Source organism: Tessaracoccus terricola (genome assembly GCF_054776555.1).
The window spans coordinates 190,376-207,478 of the sequence record NZ_BAAHBS010000001.1; the positions used below are offsets into that span (position 1 = coordinate 190,376).

The 17,103-nt window shown below is 70.4% G+C and carries 18 protein-coding genes and 1 pseudogene; 4 read left to right on the forward strand and 15 right to left on the reverse strand.

Annotated features, from left to right (window positions below; genetic code table 11):
- Positions 1-83: 83 nt before the first annotated feature.
- From ACYU7G_RS00855 to ACYU7G_RS00870, 4 genes are read right to left on the reverse strand one after another with little or no spacing between them, the layout of a single operon-like run.
- Positions 84-692: a response regulator gene (locus ACYU7G_RS00855; RefSeq protein ID WP_461103792.1), complete on the reverse strand. Its 609-nt coding sequence runs from the start codon at positions 690-692 to the stop codon at positions 84-86.
- The gene (locus tag ACYU7G_RS00860) at positions 686-1,810 is read right to left on the reverse strand and encodes a sensor histidine kinase (protein ID WP_461103794.1); all 1,125 of its coding nucleotides are present in this window, start codon (positions 1,808-1,810) and stop codon (positions 686-688) included. The genes ACYU7G_RS00855 and ACYU7G_RS00860 overlap by 7 nt, the downstream gene beginning before the upstream one ends.
- On the reverse strand, positions 1,791-2,543 hold the full coding sequence (locus ACYU7G_RS00865) for an ABC transporter permease (protein ID WP_461103796.1): 753 nt from the start codon (positions 2,541-2,543) through the stop codon (positions 1,791-1,793). Before ACYU7G_RS00865 ends, ACYU7G_RS00860 begins: the two co-directional genes overlap by 20 nt.
- On the reverse strand, positions 2,540-3,496 hold the full coding sequence (locus ACYU7G_RS00870; protein WP_461103798.1) for an ABC transporter ATP-binding protein: 957 nt from the start codon (positions 3,494-3,496) through the stop codon (positions 2,540-2,542). The genes ACYU7G_RS00865 and ACYU7G_RS00870 overlap by 4 nt, the downstream gene beginning before the upstream one ends.
- Before the next feature lie 116 nt (positions 3,497-3,612).
- On the opposite strand from ACYU7G_RS00870, the gene ACYU7G_RS00875 reads away from it, so the two are divergent.
- Complete coding sequence (locus ACYU7G_RS00875) at positions 3,613-4,830, forward strand: YibE/F family protein (protein ID WP_461103800.1); 1,218 nt, start codon at positions 3,613-3,615, stop codon at positions 4,828-4,830.
- A 212-nt stretch (positions 4,831-5,042) separates the two neighbouring features.
- On the opposite strand, the pseudogene ACYU7G_RS00880 reads toward ACYU7G_RS00875, so the two are convergent.
- From ACYU7G_RS00880 to mgrA, 6 genes and pseudogenes are all read right to left on the reverse strand, one after another.
- A pseudogene (locus ACYU7G_RS00880) lies at positions 5,043-5,156 on the reverse strand (LuxR C-terminal-related transcriptional regulator); the annotation flags it as partial.
- A gap of 509 nt (positions 5,157-5,665) precedes the next feature.
- Entirely contained in the window at positions 5,666-8,542 is a 2,877-nt protein-coding gene (locus ACYU7G_RS00885) for a chorismate-binding protein (RefSeq protein WP_461103802.1), read from the reverse strand.
- Positions 8,543-8,604: 62 nt separating this feature from the next.
- Positions 8,605-9,450: a hypothetical protein gene (locus ACYU7G_RS00890; protein WP_461103804.1), complete on the reverse strand. Its 846-nt coding sequence runs from the start codon at positions 9,448-9,450 to the stop codon at positions 8,605-8,607.
- 49 nt (positions 9,451-9,499) lie between these two features.
- Positions 9,500-10,165: a GNAT family N-acetyltransferase gene (locus ACYU7G_RS00895; RefSeq protein ID WP_461103806.1), complete on the reverse strand. Its 666-nt coding sequence runs from the start codon at positions 10,163-10,165 to the stop codon at positions 9,500-9,502.
- Positions 10,166-10,302: 137 nt separating this feature from the next.
- Positions 10,303-10,626, reverse strand: coding sequence for a hypothetical protein (locus ACYU7G_RS00900; RefSeq protein ID WP_461103808.1), 324 nt, complete (start codon positions 10,624-10,626; stop codon positions 10,303-10,305).
- Positions 10,623-11,660: an L-glyceraldehyde 3-phosphate reductase gene (gene mgrA / locus ACYU7G_RS00905; RefSeq protein ID WP_461105120.1), complete on the reverse strand. Its 1,038-nt coding sequence runs from the start codon at positions 11,658-11,660 to the stop codon at positions 10,623-10,625. Before mgrA ends, ACYU7G_RS00900 begins: the two co-directional genes overlap by 4 nt.
- A gap of 61 nt (positions 11,661-11,721) precedes the next feature.
- Here mgrA and ACYU7G_RS00910 point away from each other — a divergent pair, with 61 nt between their 5' ends.
- The 3 genes from ACYU7G_RS00910 to ACYU7G_RS00920 are packed head-to-tail and all read left to right on the forward strand — an operon-like array spanning position 11,722 to position 14,496.
- On the forward strand, positions 11,722-12,021 hold the full coding sequence (locus tag ACYU7G_RS00910) for an Rdx family protein (RefSeq protein ID WP_461103810.1): 300 nt from the start codon (positions 11,722-11,724) through the stop codon (positions 12,019-12,021).
- Between the two features lie 4 nt (positions 12,022-12,025).
- Positions 12,026-13,216, forward strand: coding sequence for a pyridoxal phosphate-dependent aminotransferase (locus ACYU7G_RS00915; RefSeq protein ID WP_461103812.1), 1,191 nt, complete (start codon positions 12,026-12,028; stop codon positions 13,214-13,216).
- Between the two features lie 59 nt (positions 13,217-13,275).
- Positions 13,276-14,496, forward strand: coding sequence for an anaerobic sulfatase maturase (locus ACYU7G_RS00920; RefSeq protein WP_461103814.1), 1,221 nt, complete (start codon positions 13,276-13,278; stop codon positions 14,494-14,496).
- On the opposite strand, the gene ACYU7G_RS00925 is transcribed toward ACYU7G_RS00920, so the two are convergent.
- The 5 genes from ACYU7G_RS00925 to ACYU7G_RS00945 form a co-directional block, all read right to left on the reverse strand.
- Positions 14,483-14,680, reverse strand: a complete 198-nt coding sequence (locus ACYU7G_RS00925; protein ID WP_461103816.1) for a putative acetyltransferase — start codon at positions 14,678-14,680, stop codon at positions 14,483-14,485. The two genes, ACYU7G_RS00920 and ACYU7G_RS00925, sit on opposite strands and share 14 nt — an antisense overlap.
- A 9-nt stretch (positions 14,681-14,689) precedes the next feature.
- Complete coding sequence (locus tag ACYU7G_RS00930; protein ID WP_461103818.1) at positions 14,690-15,094, reverse strand: NUDIX domain-containing protein; 405 nt, start codon at positions 15,092-15,094, stop codon at positions 14,690-14,692.
- 45 nt (positions 15,095-15,139) lie between these two features.
- Entirely contained in the window at positions 15,140-15,943 is an 804-nt protein-coding gene (locus tag ACYU7G_RS00935) for a MerR family transcriptional regulator (protein ID WP_461103820.1), read from the reverse strand.
- Between the two features lie 140 nt (positions 15,944-16,083).
- A complete protein-coding gene (locus ACYU7G_RS00940; RefSeq protein ID WP_461103822.1) occupies positions 16,084-16,509 on the reverse strand; it encodes a VOC family protein in 426 nt (141 codons plus the stop codon).
- A 65-nt stretch (positions 16,510-16,574) separates the two neighbouring features.
- Complete coding sequence (locus ACYU7G_RS00945; protein ID WP_461103824.1) at positions 16,575-17,066, reverse strand: flavodoxin domain-containing protein; 492 nt, start codon at positions 17,064-17,066, stop codon at positions 16,575-16,577.
- Between the last annotated feature and the right edge of the window lie 37 nt (positions 17,067-17,103).

Below are 17,103 nucleotides of genomic sequence, written 5' to 3' on the forward strand. Positions count from 1 at the left end.
CGCCGTCAAGGATTACTCGTGGGAGGGTACGAAAGTCCCCTGATCTTGGTGGTGAAGGTGCAGACACTCCAGCGCAAGCGCGTCTACAGCCAGCCGCGCTCGGCGGCGGTGTTGGCGGCCTCGATCCGGTTGCTGGCGCCGGTCTTGCCGATGGCCGAGGACAGGTGGTTGCGCACGGTCCCCGGGGAAAGATGCACCCGCTTGGCGATCTCGGCCACGGCGACGCCGTCGCGGGCCAGGGCAAGCACCTCGCGCTCCCGCTCGCTGAGGGGGTTGGAGCCCTCGGCGAGGGACTCGGCTGCGAGTTGCTGGTCCACCACCCGCAGGCCCTGGTGCACGCGACGGATGGCGTCGGCCAGCTGCGCGGCGGGGGTGTCCTTGACCACGAAACCGCTGGCGCCGGCCTCGAGCGCGCGGCGCAGGTAGCCGGTGCGGCCGAACGTGGTGACGATCAGCACGTGACACCCGGGGACGGCGGCCCGCACCTGCGCCGTCGCGGCGATCCCGTCCAGCCGGGCCATCTGGATGTCCAGCAGGCAGACGTCGACGGCGTGGGCGCGCACGGCGTCGAGCACCGCGTCGCCGTCGTCCACCTCGGCCACCACCTCGATGTCGGACTCCAGGTTCAGCAGGGCGGCCAGCGCCCCACGCACCAGCGCCTGGTCGTCAGCGATGAGGACCTTGATCACCACGTCACCGCCAATCGGGTGCCCGCCTCGGGACGGTCCTCCAGCAGCAGTTCCGCGCCGACGGCCTCGAGCCGTTCGGTCATGCCGCGGCGCCCGTGCCCGGCCGGCGCGTCGCCGACGCCCACGCCGTCGTCCAGCACCTCGACGGAGCGTGGCCCGAACACGATCTGGCAATGCCTCGCGCCGGAGTGGCGCAGGACGTTGGTGCCGGCCTCGCGCAGCACCCAGCCGAGTGCGGTGTGGAGTTCGGGGGCGACGTCGGCCGGGTCGCCGCTCACCTCCACCTCCAGGCCGGCGCCCTCCAGCGTCATGGTGAGGGCGGCCACCTGGTTGGGCAGGTCCGTCTCCCGCAGGCCGCTGACGGTGGAGCGGACCTGGTCCAGGGCGTCGCGGGTGAGGCGGCGCAGGTCGGCGAGCTCGGTGCGGGCGCGTTCGGGGTCCGCCTCCATCACGCGTTCGGCCAGTTCGGCCTTCATGGCGACGACGGTGAGGGTGTGGCCGAGGCCGTCATGGACGTCGCGGGCCACGCGCTCCCGCTCGGAGATGACGGCGAGGTCCCGGCGGGAGGACGTTGCGCGCTCGTCGGCCTCGATCAGGGCCCGCATCACCACGCAGACCAGGAACACGCCCAGCATGATCCCGACGATGTACCAGAACGACTCGGCGGCCCAGTGCCTGACGAACAGGCCCACTCCCACCGATGTCACGGCTGCCACCAGCCAGGCGACCCGCGGGGCGAACAGGTAGGCGGCGTAGGCGAGGGTGAAGGGGCACATGTTGATGGCCCCCGGGCCGATCAGGGCGATCTGGGCGACGATGCACAGCCACATCAGCCCCAAGCCCACCCAGCGCCAGCCGGGGAACCGGTACCGGCACAGGTTCCCGCCCATGTGCATGTTGAAGCCCGCGATGTAGGTGGCGGCGTAGAGCACGATGATCCCGAGCCCGACGACGGTGCCGAAGGTGCCGAGGCTCGCGTCGAAGACCGCCACCACGGTGTAGATGAGGAACAGCAGCCAGATCCCGGGCATGAGCCAACCCCAGGTCCGCCAGGTGGAGGCGGCGGCCCCGGGGTCGGAGGAGTCACGCCTCACGGCGCGGTCACTGCCGGTTGCGGCCACGTCGGACTCCGATCACGGCGAGCGCTGCGAACACGAGGGACCATGCACCCACGTTAGCGAGCAGCAGCCACAGCGGGTCGGGATCCACGTCGGCCATCACCTGGTGGCCGTGCAGCAGCGGCCAGCGCACCAGCCCGACGAACCCGTACATGGGGGTGAAGCGGGACACCTCGAGGATCCAGCCGGACAGCGGCATGAACACGTTGCCGACGAAGCTCATCAGGATCAGCACGCCGGTGGCGACGCCGAGGGCCGACTCGCTCTTGAAGAGTTGTGCCACGGCGAACCCGTAGAGGGCGAACATGGTGGCCCCGGCCAGGGTGATGCCGGCGGTGGTGGCCCAGGTGGCGACGGAGGCCTGCGCCCCGGTGGCCAGCCCACCCAGGTGGACCACGGCCATGGCGGCGAAGGTCACCACCAGCGCCACGCCCACCTTCCCGAGGACCACCTGGAAGGGGCGGACCGGGGTGAGGGCAACCTGGCGGCCCCAGCCCTGCATCTGCTCCATGGCGGCGACGCCGGTGGAGGTGGTGGCGGCCAGCGCGGCACCGTAGGCGGCCATGGAACTCATCACGTAGAAGCGGACGTTGGCGTCGCCGATGGGGATGGAGCCGGCGTCCATGGTGACGCCGAACACGAGGTACATCAGCAGCGGCAGCAGCAGGACGAACATGACGTTGCTGACGTCGCGGAACTGGCGGGTCAGGTCGATTGCCATGAAGGTGGCGGTCATCGGGCACTCTCCTGGAGTTCGGGGCGCTCGGCGGCGCCGTTGGTGAGGTGGACGAACGCGTTCTCGAGGCTGGGTGCCGAGATCTGCAGGTCGTGGGCGCCGTGGTCGCGCAGCAGCGCGAGGGCGAGCGCGTCGGAATCGGTGGTGACCGCGGAGATCCGCGGGCCGTTGCGCTCCACGCGGGTGACGCCGTCGAAGCCGCGGATGGCCGCGACGGTGGCCTCGGCGTCGCCGTTCAGGTCCGGCAGGGCGGCCGAGACGGTACGTCCCGAGACCATCGACTGGATCCGGGCGGTGGGCCCGTCGGCGACGATGCGGCCGCCCGCGATCAGGATGGTGCGCTGCGCGAACTGCTCGGCCTCCTCGAGGTAGTGGGTGGCGAACACGACGGTGCGGCCGGAGTCCGCGTCGTCGCGCATCGTGTCCCAGAACTCGCGGCGGGAGTTGACGTCCATGCCGGCGGTGGGCTCGTCGAGGATGAGCAGGTCCGGGTCCGGCAGCAGCGCCAGCGCGAACTTGAGGCGCTGCTGCTCGCCGCCCGAGCACTTGGAGACCTTGCGCGAGGCGAGCTTGGTGATCTCGGTGCGCTCCATCACCTCGTCTACGCGGTGCGATGCACCGTGCAGGGACGCGATGGCTCGGACGGTCTCGCGAACGGTGAGGTCGCGCAGCAGGCCGCCGGTCTGCATGACCGCCGAGACGCGGCCGGCGTGGACGGCGCGCTGCGGCGTCGTGCCGAGGACGCGGACCCGGCCGGCGGTGGGGTCGGTGAGGCCCAGCACCATGTCGATGGTGGTGGTCTTGCCGGCACCGTTGGGCCCCAGGAAGGCGACGATCTCGCCCTGGGAGACCTCCACGTCGATGCCGGCCACGGCCTCCACCACACCGTCGCGGGTGCGGAAGCGCTTGTGCAGCCCCGTGAGGCTGATGGCGAACTGGTTGGTTTCGTTCATGCCATCCACTCTCCGCCGACGGCCCGGATCCCGCCATCGGGTGGCGTCACGAATGCGACATGACAGTTGTCACGCGCGGCGCGTTCGAAGCGTGCCGCTGGGTAGGCTGGCGCTCCATGGGACACGGACACTCGCACACCGCCAGCCACGGCAAGGTGGAGGTTGGCACGCGGGCGCGCAACGCGCTGGTCGGGTTCTTGGTGGCGGTGGGTGTCCTCGCCGTCGCGGGGCTGATCTGGCTGTGGCCCTCGCAGGCGGAGATGGACCAGGCGATCGTCCCGGTCTACGACGCCCCGGGCGTCAGCTACGAGCACGGCACCATCACGTCGGTCGAGCAGGGTTGCGAGACCATGGAGGGCTCCGGTTCCGAGGCCCCCTGCCAGACGGCACACGTGGAGATGAGCACTGGTGAGGAGTCCGGGCAGACCATCACCATCGAACTCCTCGGCCCGCAGGCGCAGGCGGGGCTGAGGGCCGGCGACAGCATCGAGGTGGCCCGGATCGCCACCGAGACCGGCCCCATCTACTCCTACTCGGGCACCAACCGGCTGCCGGTGCTGATCACGCTCGCGGTGCTGTTCGTGATCTGTGTGGTGGCGGTGGCCCGTTGGAAGGGTCTGTTCGCGATCATCGGTCTGGGCGTGGCCGCGTACGTGCTGATGGGGTTCATGCTGCCGGCGCTCATCGTCGGCAAACCGGGCATGGCGGTGGCGCTGGCGGGATCGACGGCCATCATGTTCGTCGTCCTATACGTCGCGCACGGCGTGTCGATACGGACGTCGACGGCGCTCGCCGGCACCCTGCTCGGGCTGGCGGTGACCACGGGGCTGGGCATGCTGGCGGTGGGTGCGGCACGCCTTTCCGGTTTCGCCGACGAGGCCGAGTACGACCTGGCCCAACTCGTCGGCGGCCTCAACTTCCAGGAACTGCTGATGGTGGGCATCATCATCGGCGGCCTCGGTGTCCTCAACGACGTGACCATCACGCAGAGCTCCGCGGTGTGGGAGTTGCGCGGCGCGGCGCCCGAGTGGACGCGTCGCAAGGTGTTCGCCGCCGGGATGCGGATCGGGCGCGACCACATCGCCTCCACCATCTACACCATCGTGTTCGCCTACGCCGGCAGCGCCCTGGCCGTCCTGCTGCTGCTCTACTTCACCAACCGCGACACCCTCGCCCTGTTCGGCGTCGAGATGTTCGCCGGCGAGGTGGTGCGCACGCTCGCGAGCGCGATCGGGCTGGTGCTGTCGGTTCCCATCACGACGGGGATCGCAGCCCTCACCGTCGGCCCGGCCAAGGAGCCGGTGGCGACGCCGCTGCATGCGGCGATCGACTGACGCACCCGCCCCGTCGGCCGATTGCGCCCCAGTTGGGTAACTTCGCTCCTGCTGTAGCGGGGGCAAACTGATCCAATTGGGGCGAACCGTGGCGGGTCAGCGGCGCAGGAACTCCAGCACCGCCAGGACGCGGCGCGAGTTGCTGCTGGTCTCGGGCAGGTCAAGCTTGGCGAACATGGAGTTGATGTGTTTGGCCACGCCTTCTCCGTGACGAACAGCCCGGCCGCGATCTCGCTATTGGACTCCCCCTCCGCCATCCGCGCCAGCACCTCTGTCTCACGCGGGGTGAGCCGCTCGAGCCTGGTGACCACGGCTCGACGCTGCATCAGCCGGGTTACCACCTCCGGGTCCACGCTGGTGCCGCCCGCGGCGACGGTGCGCAGTGCGGCGACGAAGGCGACGTCGTCGAAGACGCGGTCCTTGAGACCAACGCCGCCAAGCACTCCGGCGCGAGCGTCGTCGACGTGGACTTGCGCGCCGAGGCCGGGACCGTGTGGCTGATCGTGGCTGACAACGGAGTTGGCGGGGCGGATGGGGCGCCGACGCCCGGCGGTGGGCTGGACGGCATCCGCCGTCGGCTGGAGCCCTTCGACGGCGAGTTCGCGCTCAGCAGCCCCGTCGGCGGGCCGACGATCGCCACCATCGCGGTGCCCGATCGCCGCGCCTGGCCCCAGCGCAAGAGTGTTGCGGAAGGCGCTGTGGTCGACACCCAATGCAACACACTTGAGCAGTGCCCAGATGTCCCCAGCGCAACAGTGTCTCGAAGGGTGTGGCAGTCGGCGCCTTTCGCAACAGTGTTGCGCTGGGGACAGGGTTCCATGGCCGTCGGGTGCGGTCAGCGGGGGCCGAATGAAAGGAAGTTGGCCAGCATGTCGTGGCCGCGGTGGGTGAGGATGGACTCCGGATGCATCTGGACACCCTCGACGGGGTGGTCGCGGTGCCGCACGCCCATCACCACCCCCGACGCGGTGCGGGCCGTGACCAACAGTTCCGCCGGCATCGAGTCCGGCTCGATCACCAGCGAGTGGTACCGCGCGCAGGTCAGCGGACTGGGCAGGCCGGAGAAGACGCCGTCACCGTCGTGGTGGACCAGCGACGGCTTGCCGTGGACCACCTCCCGGGCGCGCACCACCCGGGCGCCGTAGACCTCACCGATCACCTGGTGCCCGAGGCACACCCCCAGCGTCGGCGTCGTCGGGCCGAGGCGGCGGACCAGTTCCGCGCTGATCCCCGCCTCCGACGGGGTGCCCGGCCCCGGCGAGATGACCAGGTGGGTGAACTCCCCCGCCGCGAATCGTGCGACGAGGCGGTCGACGTCCGCGCGGTCGTTGCGGACCACCTCCGTCGCAGCGCCCAGCTCACCGGCGTACTGGACGAGGTTGTGCACGAACGAGTCGTAGTTGTCGACGAACAGCACCCGGGCGCGCTGGCCGGTTTGCCCTTCGAGGCTCGCTGGCGGCCCCTCCTGAGCCTGTCGAAGGGCTCGCACCTCAGGGCGACTGGTGCGCGAGTCAGCCAGGGCGGCCACCGGGCCGGGCAGCCACTGCCCGACCCCCGGGCACTCGGTCACGGGCACGGTGCCGCGCAGGGCGTTGGTGACGAACACCTCGGAAGCACGGGTGAGGTCGGTGGTGGTGAGGCGACGCTGGTGGACGCCGATGCCGGCGGACCGGAGGCGTTCGACCACCCGGGCGCGTTCGGTGCCGGGCAGGATCCGGCCGTCGAGCGGCGGCGTGTGGACACCGTCGTCGAGCACCACGAACACGTTGCCGCGGGCGGACTCGAGGACGGAGCCGTCGGCGTCGACGAGGAGTCGGTCGCGGCCGGGGACGTGCGGGCCGAGGGCGTCGCGGTCGGCCCACTTGTGCGCACCCCAGCCGCCCGGCAGCACTTGGACGTCCAGCACCCAGGTGGCCGGCTCCTCGCGCAGCGGCGCGAGTGTCAGCGTGACGTCCACCTCCGACGGGCCAGTCGGAACCGCGTCGATCCGCAGCCGGTGCCGCCCCGTCGCACCTGCCACCTTGGCGGCGACGGCGGACTCCAGACCCGCACGGACCGACGTGTCGTGCAGCGCGCGGACCGAGGCGTCGAGGCGGGCGAGGTGGGCGTCGAGGTCGATGGCCCGCCCGTCGACGACGAGGACGGTTTCGAAGACTGCGGCGGTGTGCCCTTCGAGGCTCGCTGCCGCTCGCACCTCATGGCGACTGTCTCCCCCTGTTTCCCTGAGGTGCGAGCTCGCGAACCTCGAAGGGTCCCCCACCGGGCGACTGTCTCTCTCTGTCTCCCTGAGGTGCGAGCTCGCGAACCTCGAAGGGTCCCCATCCAGCCGGGCACCGACTGCACGCAGGATCGGCTCGGCCTTCACGAGGCACTCGGCCTGCTCCAGCTCCGGGACGGAGTCCGCAACGATGCCGCCGCCCACTCCCAGCCAGACGTCGCCCCCGGAGAACTCGAGCGTCCGGATGGCGACGTTCAGCTCCAGCCCGGCGTGCGGGCTGAGGTGGCCGATGGCGCCGGTGTAGGCCTCGCGGGCGGTGCTCTCCTGCTGGGCGATGACCTGCATGGCACGCACCTTGGGCGCGCCGGTGATGGAGCCGGGTGGGAAGGTGGCGCGCAGGAGGTCGGCGTCGGTGAGGTCGGCGCGCAGGTGGCCCACGACGTCGGAGACCAGGTGCCAGACGCTGTGACGCTCGGCCCGAGCCATCGCTGGGACGCGGACGGAGCCGGGCTCGCAGACGCGGCCGAAGTCGTTGCGCATCAGGTCCACGATCATGATGTTCTCCGCGCGGTCCTTCGCCGAGGCCACCAGTTCCGCCGGGTCCGCGGACAACGGCGCGGTGCCCTTGATGGGCGACGTCAGCACCTCACGTCCGGTACGGCGCAGGAACAGTTCCGGCGAGAAGCTGACCACCGCGCCGTAGTCCCAGCCGACGTAGGCGGCGTAGGCGGGTGCGAGGGCCTCCACGCCGTCGCAGAACACGTCGAGCGGGTCGCCGTCGAAGTCCGCCTCGAGGCGCTGGCACAGGTTTGCCTGGAAGATGTCCCCCGCGACGATGTGGTCCAGCACTTCTGCCACCGCGGCCTCGTGCTCAGCGGGTGCGGGGACGGAGCGGAACGGGGTGAACGAGTAGGCGGGCGGGCTCGGCGTGGTTTCAACACGGTCCTCCCCGCTGCGCGAGCCGCAGGCCTGCTCAACCAGCGATGATGGGAGCTCGCCCTGCTCAGTTACCTCCCCCTCCAGCCGTCCTGAGGTGCGAGCGGCAGCGAGCCTCGAAGGGCCTCCCCCCTCCAGTTCACTGAGCCCGGCCACCCAGGCGGCGAGCGCATCCGCTCCGTCGAGCGACTCGGCCCACCAGGCGCCCCGGGTGCAGCGCAGGACGTGGCGGTAGTGGGCCAGGACGTGCTCGGGCTGCGGGACGGGGCGGTGCGGTTCGGGGCCGATCTCCTCCAGGCGGCGCCCGAGCCGGTAGCCCCAGACGCCTAGCCAACCGCCGCCGAAGGTGCCGTCGGCCGCGGCCGGCGGCACGTCCGCGATCTCGAAGGGGTCCTCGTCGGGGCCGAGCTCGCGTTCCGGGTCGAAGGCGATCAGCGCCTCGCCGTGGTGCCAGGCACCGATCAACGCGACGATGCACCGCCGGTGACGCAGCCGTCGCAGCAGCTGCGTGGGGGTGTCGCTGAGGGTCAGCCGCTGCCGACTCGCGGGCGCGCTCACACCGTCGTCCGGGGGCGCTGCGAGGTACGGATGGGCATGCGCCTAGGTTAGTGGCGCCCGCCTCAGCCGATCGTCGGACCTGTGAGCAGGAGGACGACGTTCAACGCCAGCAGCGCCACCAGCAGGACGGCGGGGCCGACGGGCCAGCGGGGCAGGTCCAAGGGCACTCGCTCCACCTTGGGCCGGTTCCAGAAGATGAAGCCCATCGGCGCGAACACCGTGAGGGAGATGCAGGAGAACACGATGGTGAAGTTCTCCGCCGCGCTGGTGCCGACGTCGGAGATGAGGAGGTCGAACAGCTGGATCACCACGAGGACAGCGGACCCGATGATCCAGGGGATGAACGCGAACCGCCAGGACAGGGCCTGGTCGTGGCCGCAGTGGCGCACGATGTGGTCCGCGAACCGTCGCGCCTGCCAGAACATGCCGGCCACGCCGAGTAGGCCTAGCGCGATCATCACCACCGGGTGCCAGGCCAGCCGGTCGGCGGCGAGGGCGGTGTCACCGGCCCCGAATGGAGTGATCACGAAGTAGGTGACCCCCTCCTGCAGGGAGGTGAAACCGGTCCACAGCCACACCAGGTGCCAGACCCCGGCAGTCCGCAGCAGCGGCAGCCAGAAGGTGAGGAGGAGGCCCAACAGGATGCTGAACACCGGCCCGGCCAGCGCCGCGATCGCCTCGCCGGTGGGCGTGAGTTCCCCGGCGTGCTCGACGGCGAAGGAGTACAGCCGGCTGGGGTAACCCAGGGCCGCTCCCGTGACCCAGTGCGCCACCTCATGCAGCAGCACGGAGAGTTTCGCGCCCACCAGGAGCGCGACGAGGCTGGCCAGGAGCGTGCGCCGCAACTGTTCCCGGTCCGCGCCGTCGCGGTCCGCATCGGATGGGTTGCCTGCCGTCGTTGGCTGCATGCCGGTCATCCTGCCATGCGCCCCGGTCACCGCGGGCGGGTCCGGCGGCTCACCCCTCGGCGGGAACCGCACCCAGCATGGTGCGCAGTTGCGGGGTGAGACCGGTGACGGTGACCTCGACGTCGGGGCGCACGAAGGTGTCCGGGGTGACCGCCACGCGCTGGTGCTGCACCGGCTGGTCGCCGTTCAGGCTGATCTCCATGCCGTCCAGGTGGTAGCCGCAGTGGCGCGACACCGCCAGCGACGACTCGTTGCCGAGCACGGCGGCCGACTCCGCACGGACCGCACCGAGGTGGTCGAAGGCGAGGACCAGGACCATCTGCCGCATCAGCGTGCCGAGGCCACGGCCCTGGGCGTCGAGCCGCAGGTAGGAGCCCGAGTCCACCACCCCACGCTTGGAGAAGTTCTTGGCCCCGACGTCCTGCGAGCCCACCAGCCGCTCTCCCTCGAACACTGCCAGCGGCAGCTTCCAGTCGTCGGGCTTTACCGTAGCGCGGGCGTTCCACAGGTGCTGCAGGGACCCGACGAGGCGTTCCTCGGGTTCGGTGCGGGTCCAGGCGAACACGTGGGGCGCCTCGGCGTCGGCGAAGATCTCCGACGAGATCAGCTCGGAGTAGGCGGGCAGGTCCGAGTCCCGGAACAGCCTCAGCGTGAGGTCACCTGCGGTGACGCGGAGGCCGAAGGGTGGGTAGAGCTGCGCCAGTTCGTCGTTCACCCGGTCACAGTAGTGGCGGGAGGCCCCTCGAGGCTCGCTGCCGCTCGCACCTCGGGGAAACTGGAAGGCTCGGGAAACCGGAAGGCTCCGGAAACTCGAGTCGGTGCAACCGGGGGCTCCAACAGCCAAGCTCTCGGTTACAGCGAGGCGGTGATCCAGCCGTCGAGGTCGATGGCGGTGTTCACGGCGTCACGGATCCGGGGACCGTGGTCCGTCCACTCGTGGCCGTCGGCCAGCCAGGTGACGACGGCGCCGGCCTCCAGTACGACGCGCGTCAGCACCCCGTACTGCAGCAGCGGCCCGAGGGTGCCGGGCGCGGCGTCGACCTCACCTGAGGGCAGGCCACCGGTCTCCACCACCCACCGCACCGCGCGCGGCTCCCCCTCGACGGCGGTGGGCTCGATGCTGCGTCGCCGCCGGATGCGCTCGAGCTCACCGGGGGCGTACTCGACGCCGCTCACTCCTCGGTCGACTTCGCCCACAGGTTCACCCCGGCCTCGACGGCGTGCTCGTCGATGGCCTCCAGTTCGTCGTCGCTGAAGTCCAGGTTGTCCAGCGCACCGAGGTTGGTCTCCAGCTGCTCCACGGACGACGCACCGATCAGCGTGGAGGTGACCCGCTCGTCGCGCAGCACCCAGGCCAGCGCCATCTGCGCGAGCTTCTGGCCGCGGGCGGCCGCGATCTCGTTGAGCGCCTTGATGTGCCCGAAGGTCTCCGCCGTCAGCTGGCTCTTGGAGAGGCTGCCGGGGCGCGCCATTCGGGAGTCCTCGGGGATGCCGTCCAGGTAGCGGTCCGTCAGCAGACCCTGGGCGAGCGCGGTGAAGGCGATGATGCCCAGGCCGTCGGCCTCGCAGGCGTTCAGCAGGTCAGGCTCGATCCAGCGGTTGAACATGTTGTAGCTGGGCTGGTGGATCAGGATCGGGGTGCCCAGCTGGCGCGCGATGTTGGCGGCCTCGCGCGTCTTGGCCGCCGAGTACGAGGAGATGCCGATGTAGAGCGCCCGCCCGGACCGGACCGCCTGGTCCAGGGCCATCATGGTCTCCTCGATGGGCGTGTCCGGGTCGAAGCGGTGCGAGTAGAAGATGTCGAAGTAGTCCAGGCCGGTGCGCGCCAGCGACTGGTCCAGGCTCGCGAGGACGTACTTGCGGCTGCCGCCGCCCTGCCCGTAGGGGCCGGCCCACATGTCGTAGCCGGCCTTGCTGGAGATGATCAGTTCGTCACGGAACGGGGCGAGGTCCTGGGCGAAGATGGTGCCGAAGTTGGTCTCGGCCTGGCCGTACGGCGGTCCGTAGTTGTTGGCGAGGTCGAAGTGTGTGATGCCCGCGTCGAACGAGCGCCGGATGATGGCGCGCTGGGTCTCCATCGGCTTGTCGTCGCCGAAGTTCTGCCACAGCCCCAGCGAGATCAGCGGGAGCTGCAGGCCCGAGCGTCCCGTGCGTCGGTAGGGCATTCTGCCGTCGTAGCGGTCCGGGTCAGGTACGTAGGTGGGGTACATGTGTCCATCCTGCCCGATGGCACCGACAAGTTGGGGGCCGAGCTTCAGGTACGGTGCCGGCATGGCTCACACGATCCGCATCACGTACTGCACGCAGTGCAACTGGATGATCCGCGCGGCCTGGGTGGCGCAGGAGTTGCTGACCACCTTCCAGGACGAGCTGCGCGACGGCGGCGTGACGCTGGTGCCCGGCACCGGCGGCATCTTCGAGGTCCACGCCGACGACGAACGGGTCTGGTCGCGCCGCGCCGACGGTGGCTTCCCGGACATCGTGGAGCTGAAGCGCGGGGTCCGCGACGTGATCGCCCCGGAGCGCGACCTGGGCCACGCGGACCGGAATCGCGGGCCTGTGGCAGGCTGAGCCCATGAAGCTGTCCCGCCGGGCGCAGGTGCCGCCGTTCCAGGTGATGAGCGTGCTGGACCGGGTCGCGCAGCTGCGGGCGGAGGGCCGCGACGTCATCTCCCTGTGCGCGGGCGAACCCAGCGGTGGGGCACCGCCCGAGGTGCACCGGTTGGCGGCCGAACAGCACCGGGAATTCGAAGCGCTCGGCTACACCAGCGCCCTGGGTCTGCGGGAGCTGCGCACCGCCGTCGCCGGACACTACCGCCGCTGGTACGGCCTGGAGCTCTCGGCCGACGACGTGGCCATCACCACCGGTTCCTCCGGCGCGTTCGTGCTGGCTTTCCTGGCGGCCTTCGAGCACGGCGACCACGTGGCCCTCGCCGCGCCCGGCTACCCCGCCTACCGCAACATCCTCTCCGCGCTCGGGTGCCAGGTGGTGGAGCTGGAGTGCGGCCCCGAGACCCGCTTCCAGCCCACCCCCGAGGTCCTCGACGACGCCGTCGCCGCCCACGGCCCGCTCGCAGGGCTGGTGGTGGCCTCGCCCGCCAACCCGACCGGCACCATGGTCACGCGCGCCGAACTGGAGGCGCTCACCGGGTGGTGCCGCACCAATGACGTGCGGCTGGTCAGCGACGAGATCTACCACGGCATCACCTACCCGGATCCCGCGGATCCCGAACCCCGCGGCGTCTGCGCCTGGGAGCTGGACCGCAGCGCCGTCGTCGTGTCCTCGTTCTCCAAGTTCTGGGGCATGACCGGCTGGCGGCTGGGCTGGGCACTGCTCCCCCAGGACCTGCGCGACGGGGTGGACGCACTGGCCGGGAACGTCGCGCTGTGCCCTCCGGTGCCGGCGCAGCGCCCGGCGTTGGGCGCGTTCACCGAGGACTCCTACCGGCACGCCGAGCAGCGGGTGGCCTCGTTCGCCGCCACCCGCGAGCTGGTGCTGGAGCAGCTGCCGCGGCTCGGCTGGGGCCCGGTGGCGCCGGCCGACGGCGCGTTCTACCTGTACGCCGGGCTCGGGGAGAACTTGGGCGGGTTCGCTGACTCCGCCGCCTGGTGCGCAGAGCTGCTGGAACGCACCGGGGTGGCGCTGGTCCCGGGCACCGACTTCGACCCGTTCCACGGCCGCGAGTTCGTCCGGCTGTCCTTCGCGGCAGGGGCCGATGCAGTCGCCGAGGCGATCGAGCGGATCGTGGCGTTCCAGCGCCGCTGAAGCGGGTGCAAGCAGACCCCGCGAGGATTCCACACCGCCTCGTGTCGTAGGAATGTGCCATGCGCAGCCTGCCGTTCAGCGTCGTCTCCAAACCCACGGGCGCGGCCTGCAACCTCGACTGCACGTACTGCTTCTTCCTTTCCAAGGAGTTGCTGCACGACGGCGACTCGCAGCGGATGTCCGCCGACACCCTGCGGGCGTTCATCGGCAACCAGTTGGACTCGCAGCCCGACGGCGACGTGACCCTGATGTGGCAGGGCGGCGAGCCGACGATGCGGGGCCTGGCGTTCTACCGGGAGGCGGTGCGGCTGGGGCGGGAGCTGAAACGCCCCGGCCAGCGGGTGCTGCACGCCATGCAGACCAACGGCACGCTCCTCGACGATGACTGGTGCGAGTTCTTCGCCGAGAACGATTTCCTCGTGGGCATCTCCATCGACGGCCCGGCGGACCTGCACGACTCCTACCGGGTCAACAAGGCCGGCCGGGGCACGCACGCCCAGGTGGTCCGGGGCTGGGAGCACCTGCAGCGCCACGGGGTGGAGACCAACATCCTGTGCACCGTGAACGCGGCCAACGCCGAGCACGGCAACCGCGTCTACCGCTGGTTCCGCGACGAATTGGGCGCCAGGTTCCTGCAGTTCATCCCCATCGTGGAGCGGGTACCCGCCGAGGACCTGGCCGTGGCCGAGAGGGGTTGGACCGGACCCGACGGTGCCCGGCTGCTGTACCGGCAGGCGGGCGACGCCGTGACGTCGCGCTCCGTCGGCCCGGAACAGTGGGGGCGGTTCCTGTGTGAGGTCTTCGACGCGTGGGCGACGGGCGACGTCGGAAGGGTGTTCGTGCAGCACTTCGACGCCATGCTGGCCGCCCGCTTCGGCCAGTACTCGCTCTGCGTGCACGCGCCGGACTGCGGCACGGCGCTGGCTGTGGAGCACAACGGCGACATCTACTCCTGCGACCACTACGTCGAGCCCGGCTACCTGCTCGGCAACGTGCACACCGATGCCTTCTCGGAGGTGCTGGCCAAACCGCAGCAGCGCGAGTTCGGGCGCGCCAAGCGCACCGGACTGACCGAGCAGTGCCGACGCTGCCCGGTGCGCTGGGCCTGCAACGGCGGCTGCCCCAAGGACCGGTTCGGCACGTCCGTGGACGGGGAGGCGGGCCACAACCACCTCTGCGAGGGCTACTTCCGGTTCTTCAGCCACGCCGCACCCACCGTCGAGGAGATGGCGCTGCTGCTGCGGGCGGGGCGGGCACCCGCAGAGGTCATGCGGGGATGATGCGGGCCGCGATCACGGTCTCGAGCACGATCCGCACCTCGCCGCGGCGCCGGGTCTCGACGACGATGGTCTCCTCGTCACGTTCGATGATGGGGCCGACGGCGTCGGTGGCCGAGCCGTCGTCGAGGCGGTAGCGCACGGTGACGCGCTGGCCGATGGGCGCGGTGCGCAGCTTCTCGTCCATGGTTGCACCCTAGCCGCGCAGTCGGGCGGCGACGACGGGGACGGCGGCCAGGTCGCTCTGCAGCCAGTCCACGTCGTCCAACTCCTGGGCGGTCAGCCACCCGAGCGCGTCGTGGGAGTCGTGCGGCACGGGTTCACCATCGGTGGTGCACCACCACAGCTCCAGCTCGAGGGCGTCGTTGATGGGCCAGCGGCCACCGGCAGGCGGGTCGAGGCGTCCGTGGACCACGACGTCGACGAGGAGCTCCTCCGCGATCTCCCGCACCAGCGCCTCCCGGGCACCCTCCCCCGGCTCCACCTTGCCGCCGGGGAACTCCCAGCGGCCCACGGGCGGTGTGGAGCGTCGGGCGGCCAGAACGCGCTTGGCTGCGGCAGCGTCGTCGACCAGGAGGGCACCCACAACGAGTTGCTTCACCCGGTGAAGGCTACCGGCACCCCGGGGAGCAGTTCCGGGGCCCGGTCAGGGACGTGTCACGGGTTGCTGGAGTTCGGTGACCCAGTCCGCCTGGTCGTCGGACTCGGCACGCACGTACAGCTCGCGGCAGGGGCCCGAGGGCACGAAGCCGCGGGCGAGGATCTCGGCATGGATCGCCTGCCAACTCTGCGCGATCCCCGCCATGGAACCCAGGTGGATGCCGCACACCGCGGATGTCTCGGCGGGCAACTCGACGATCTCGAAACCGTCACGTGCTGGCCCGTTGTACTCGTAGCCGGTGACGACGGACAGCCCGTCCTCGAGGTTGCCGTACTGGGCGACGGGTGTGGCCAGCGCACCTCGTTGGTCCCCGATGATGGCGGCGACGGCGTCGAATGCGGGACCGACCACACCAGCCATCTGCTGTTGTTCTGTGACGACGGCGCGTCGGGCAGCGAGGCGTAGGGCGGGCAGGGGCTTCTCGATGATCTCGATATGGGACATCTGGTTCTCCTTCTCGATGAGTTGGAGCCGCCGCTCCACGTCGACGAGTCTCTCGGCAGCGATCCGGTACTCTTCCTCCACCTCGGCGCGTCGTGCGCGCAGCAGGGCACCGATGCGCTCGGCGTCGAGGCCCTGTTCGAGGATCAGGGACACGTCGTCGAGACCGAAGCCGAGCTGCCGCAGGGCGACGATCCGGTGCAGGCGCTGGAGTTGCGACGGGTCATAGGAGCGGTAGCCACTGAACTCATCCACGTGGGCGGGCACGAGCAGGCCGGCGGTGTCCCAGTGCCTCAGCATCCGGTGGGTCACCTGGCCGATCTGTGCGAACGCTCCGATGGACAGCATGTTTCCAGTTCTCCCACCTGCCACTGTGTCAGGGTCAAGTACCGCGTGAAGGAGTGTTGCTGGCTGGTGAGGGCAGACAACTGGTCAGCCATGACTCAGGATCCTCAGGACCGCTGCTTCACGCCGTGAAGGCTACCGACTCACTCCTGCGGAGCTTCGGTGTCCACCTGCCACATCACGCCGAAGGGGTCCCGCACCTGGCCGTAGACGTCGCCCCAGGGTGCGGGTTCGAAGGGCAGTTCGACGGTGCCGCCGGCGGCGACGAACTTCTCGATCAGCTCCTCCCCCTCCGCGACGGTGTCCGTGAGGATCATCATCGAGTAGACGTCGGAGGCGGTCCCGGCGGGTTCCTCCGCGACGGCGTCGCCCGCCCTGATGTCCAGGGAGCCCCCGGTGAGGCTGGCGTGCGCAACGGCGTCGGGGGCGGGCGGCACGGGGAATTCACTTGTGTCAATCCCCTCGTAGCCCATGACCTCCAGTTCGCCGCCGAAGACGGACTGGTAGAACTTCATGGCCACGGCGGCGGTGCCGGGGAACTCGATGTAGGGAGTGGTTGTGACGGGCATTGCAACTCCTTTGTTGGGATGTCGCAATGGTCACACGCACCACTGACAGATCGGAAGGGGTGGAATCAAACCGGCGCCCGCAACCCGAGCTCGGCGGCCCACGCGCGGATGGCATCCGGGTCCACGTGGTCCTTCGGACGGGCCTGCATGGTGCGCATGAACACCCGCTTCCACCAGCTGACGCGCTCGGGCACGTAGCGGCCGGCGAAGCTGGCCTGCGCGACGGGCTCGACGAGCGACGCGGCGGACCGGTTGTAGCCGAGTGCCTCGTCGCGCTTGGTCGGGTCGGCTGCGTTGAGGCAGACGTTGAACAGCGCGGTGCGGCCGTCGAGTCGCCCGCCGTGGCGCTCCAGCCAGCCCAGCGCGTCGGCGTACCAGGCGGTGGCGTGGATGCCGCTGCCGACCACCACGAGGTCGAAGCCGTCGGGCGTCGGAGAATCGGCGACGGGCGTGGCCACGACGTCGTGGCCCGCTTCGGTGAGGGCGTCGGCGAGGATGGCCGCGACGTCGGTGGTGGCCCCGACCCTGGATGCACTGGTGATGAGGATTCGTCCCATGCCCGCACACGTTAGGCATGCCCGTCGTGGAGATATC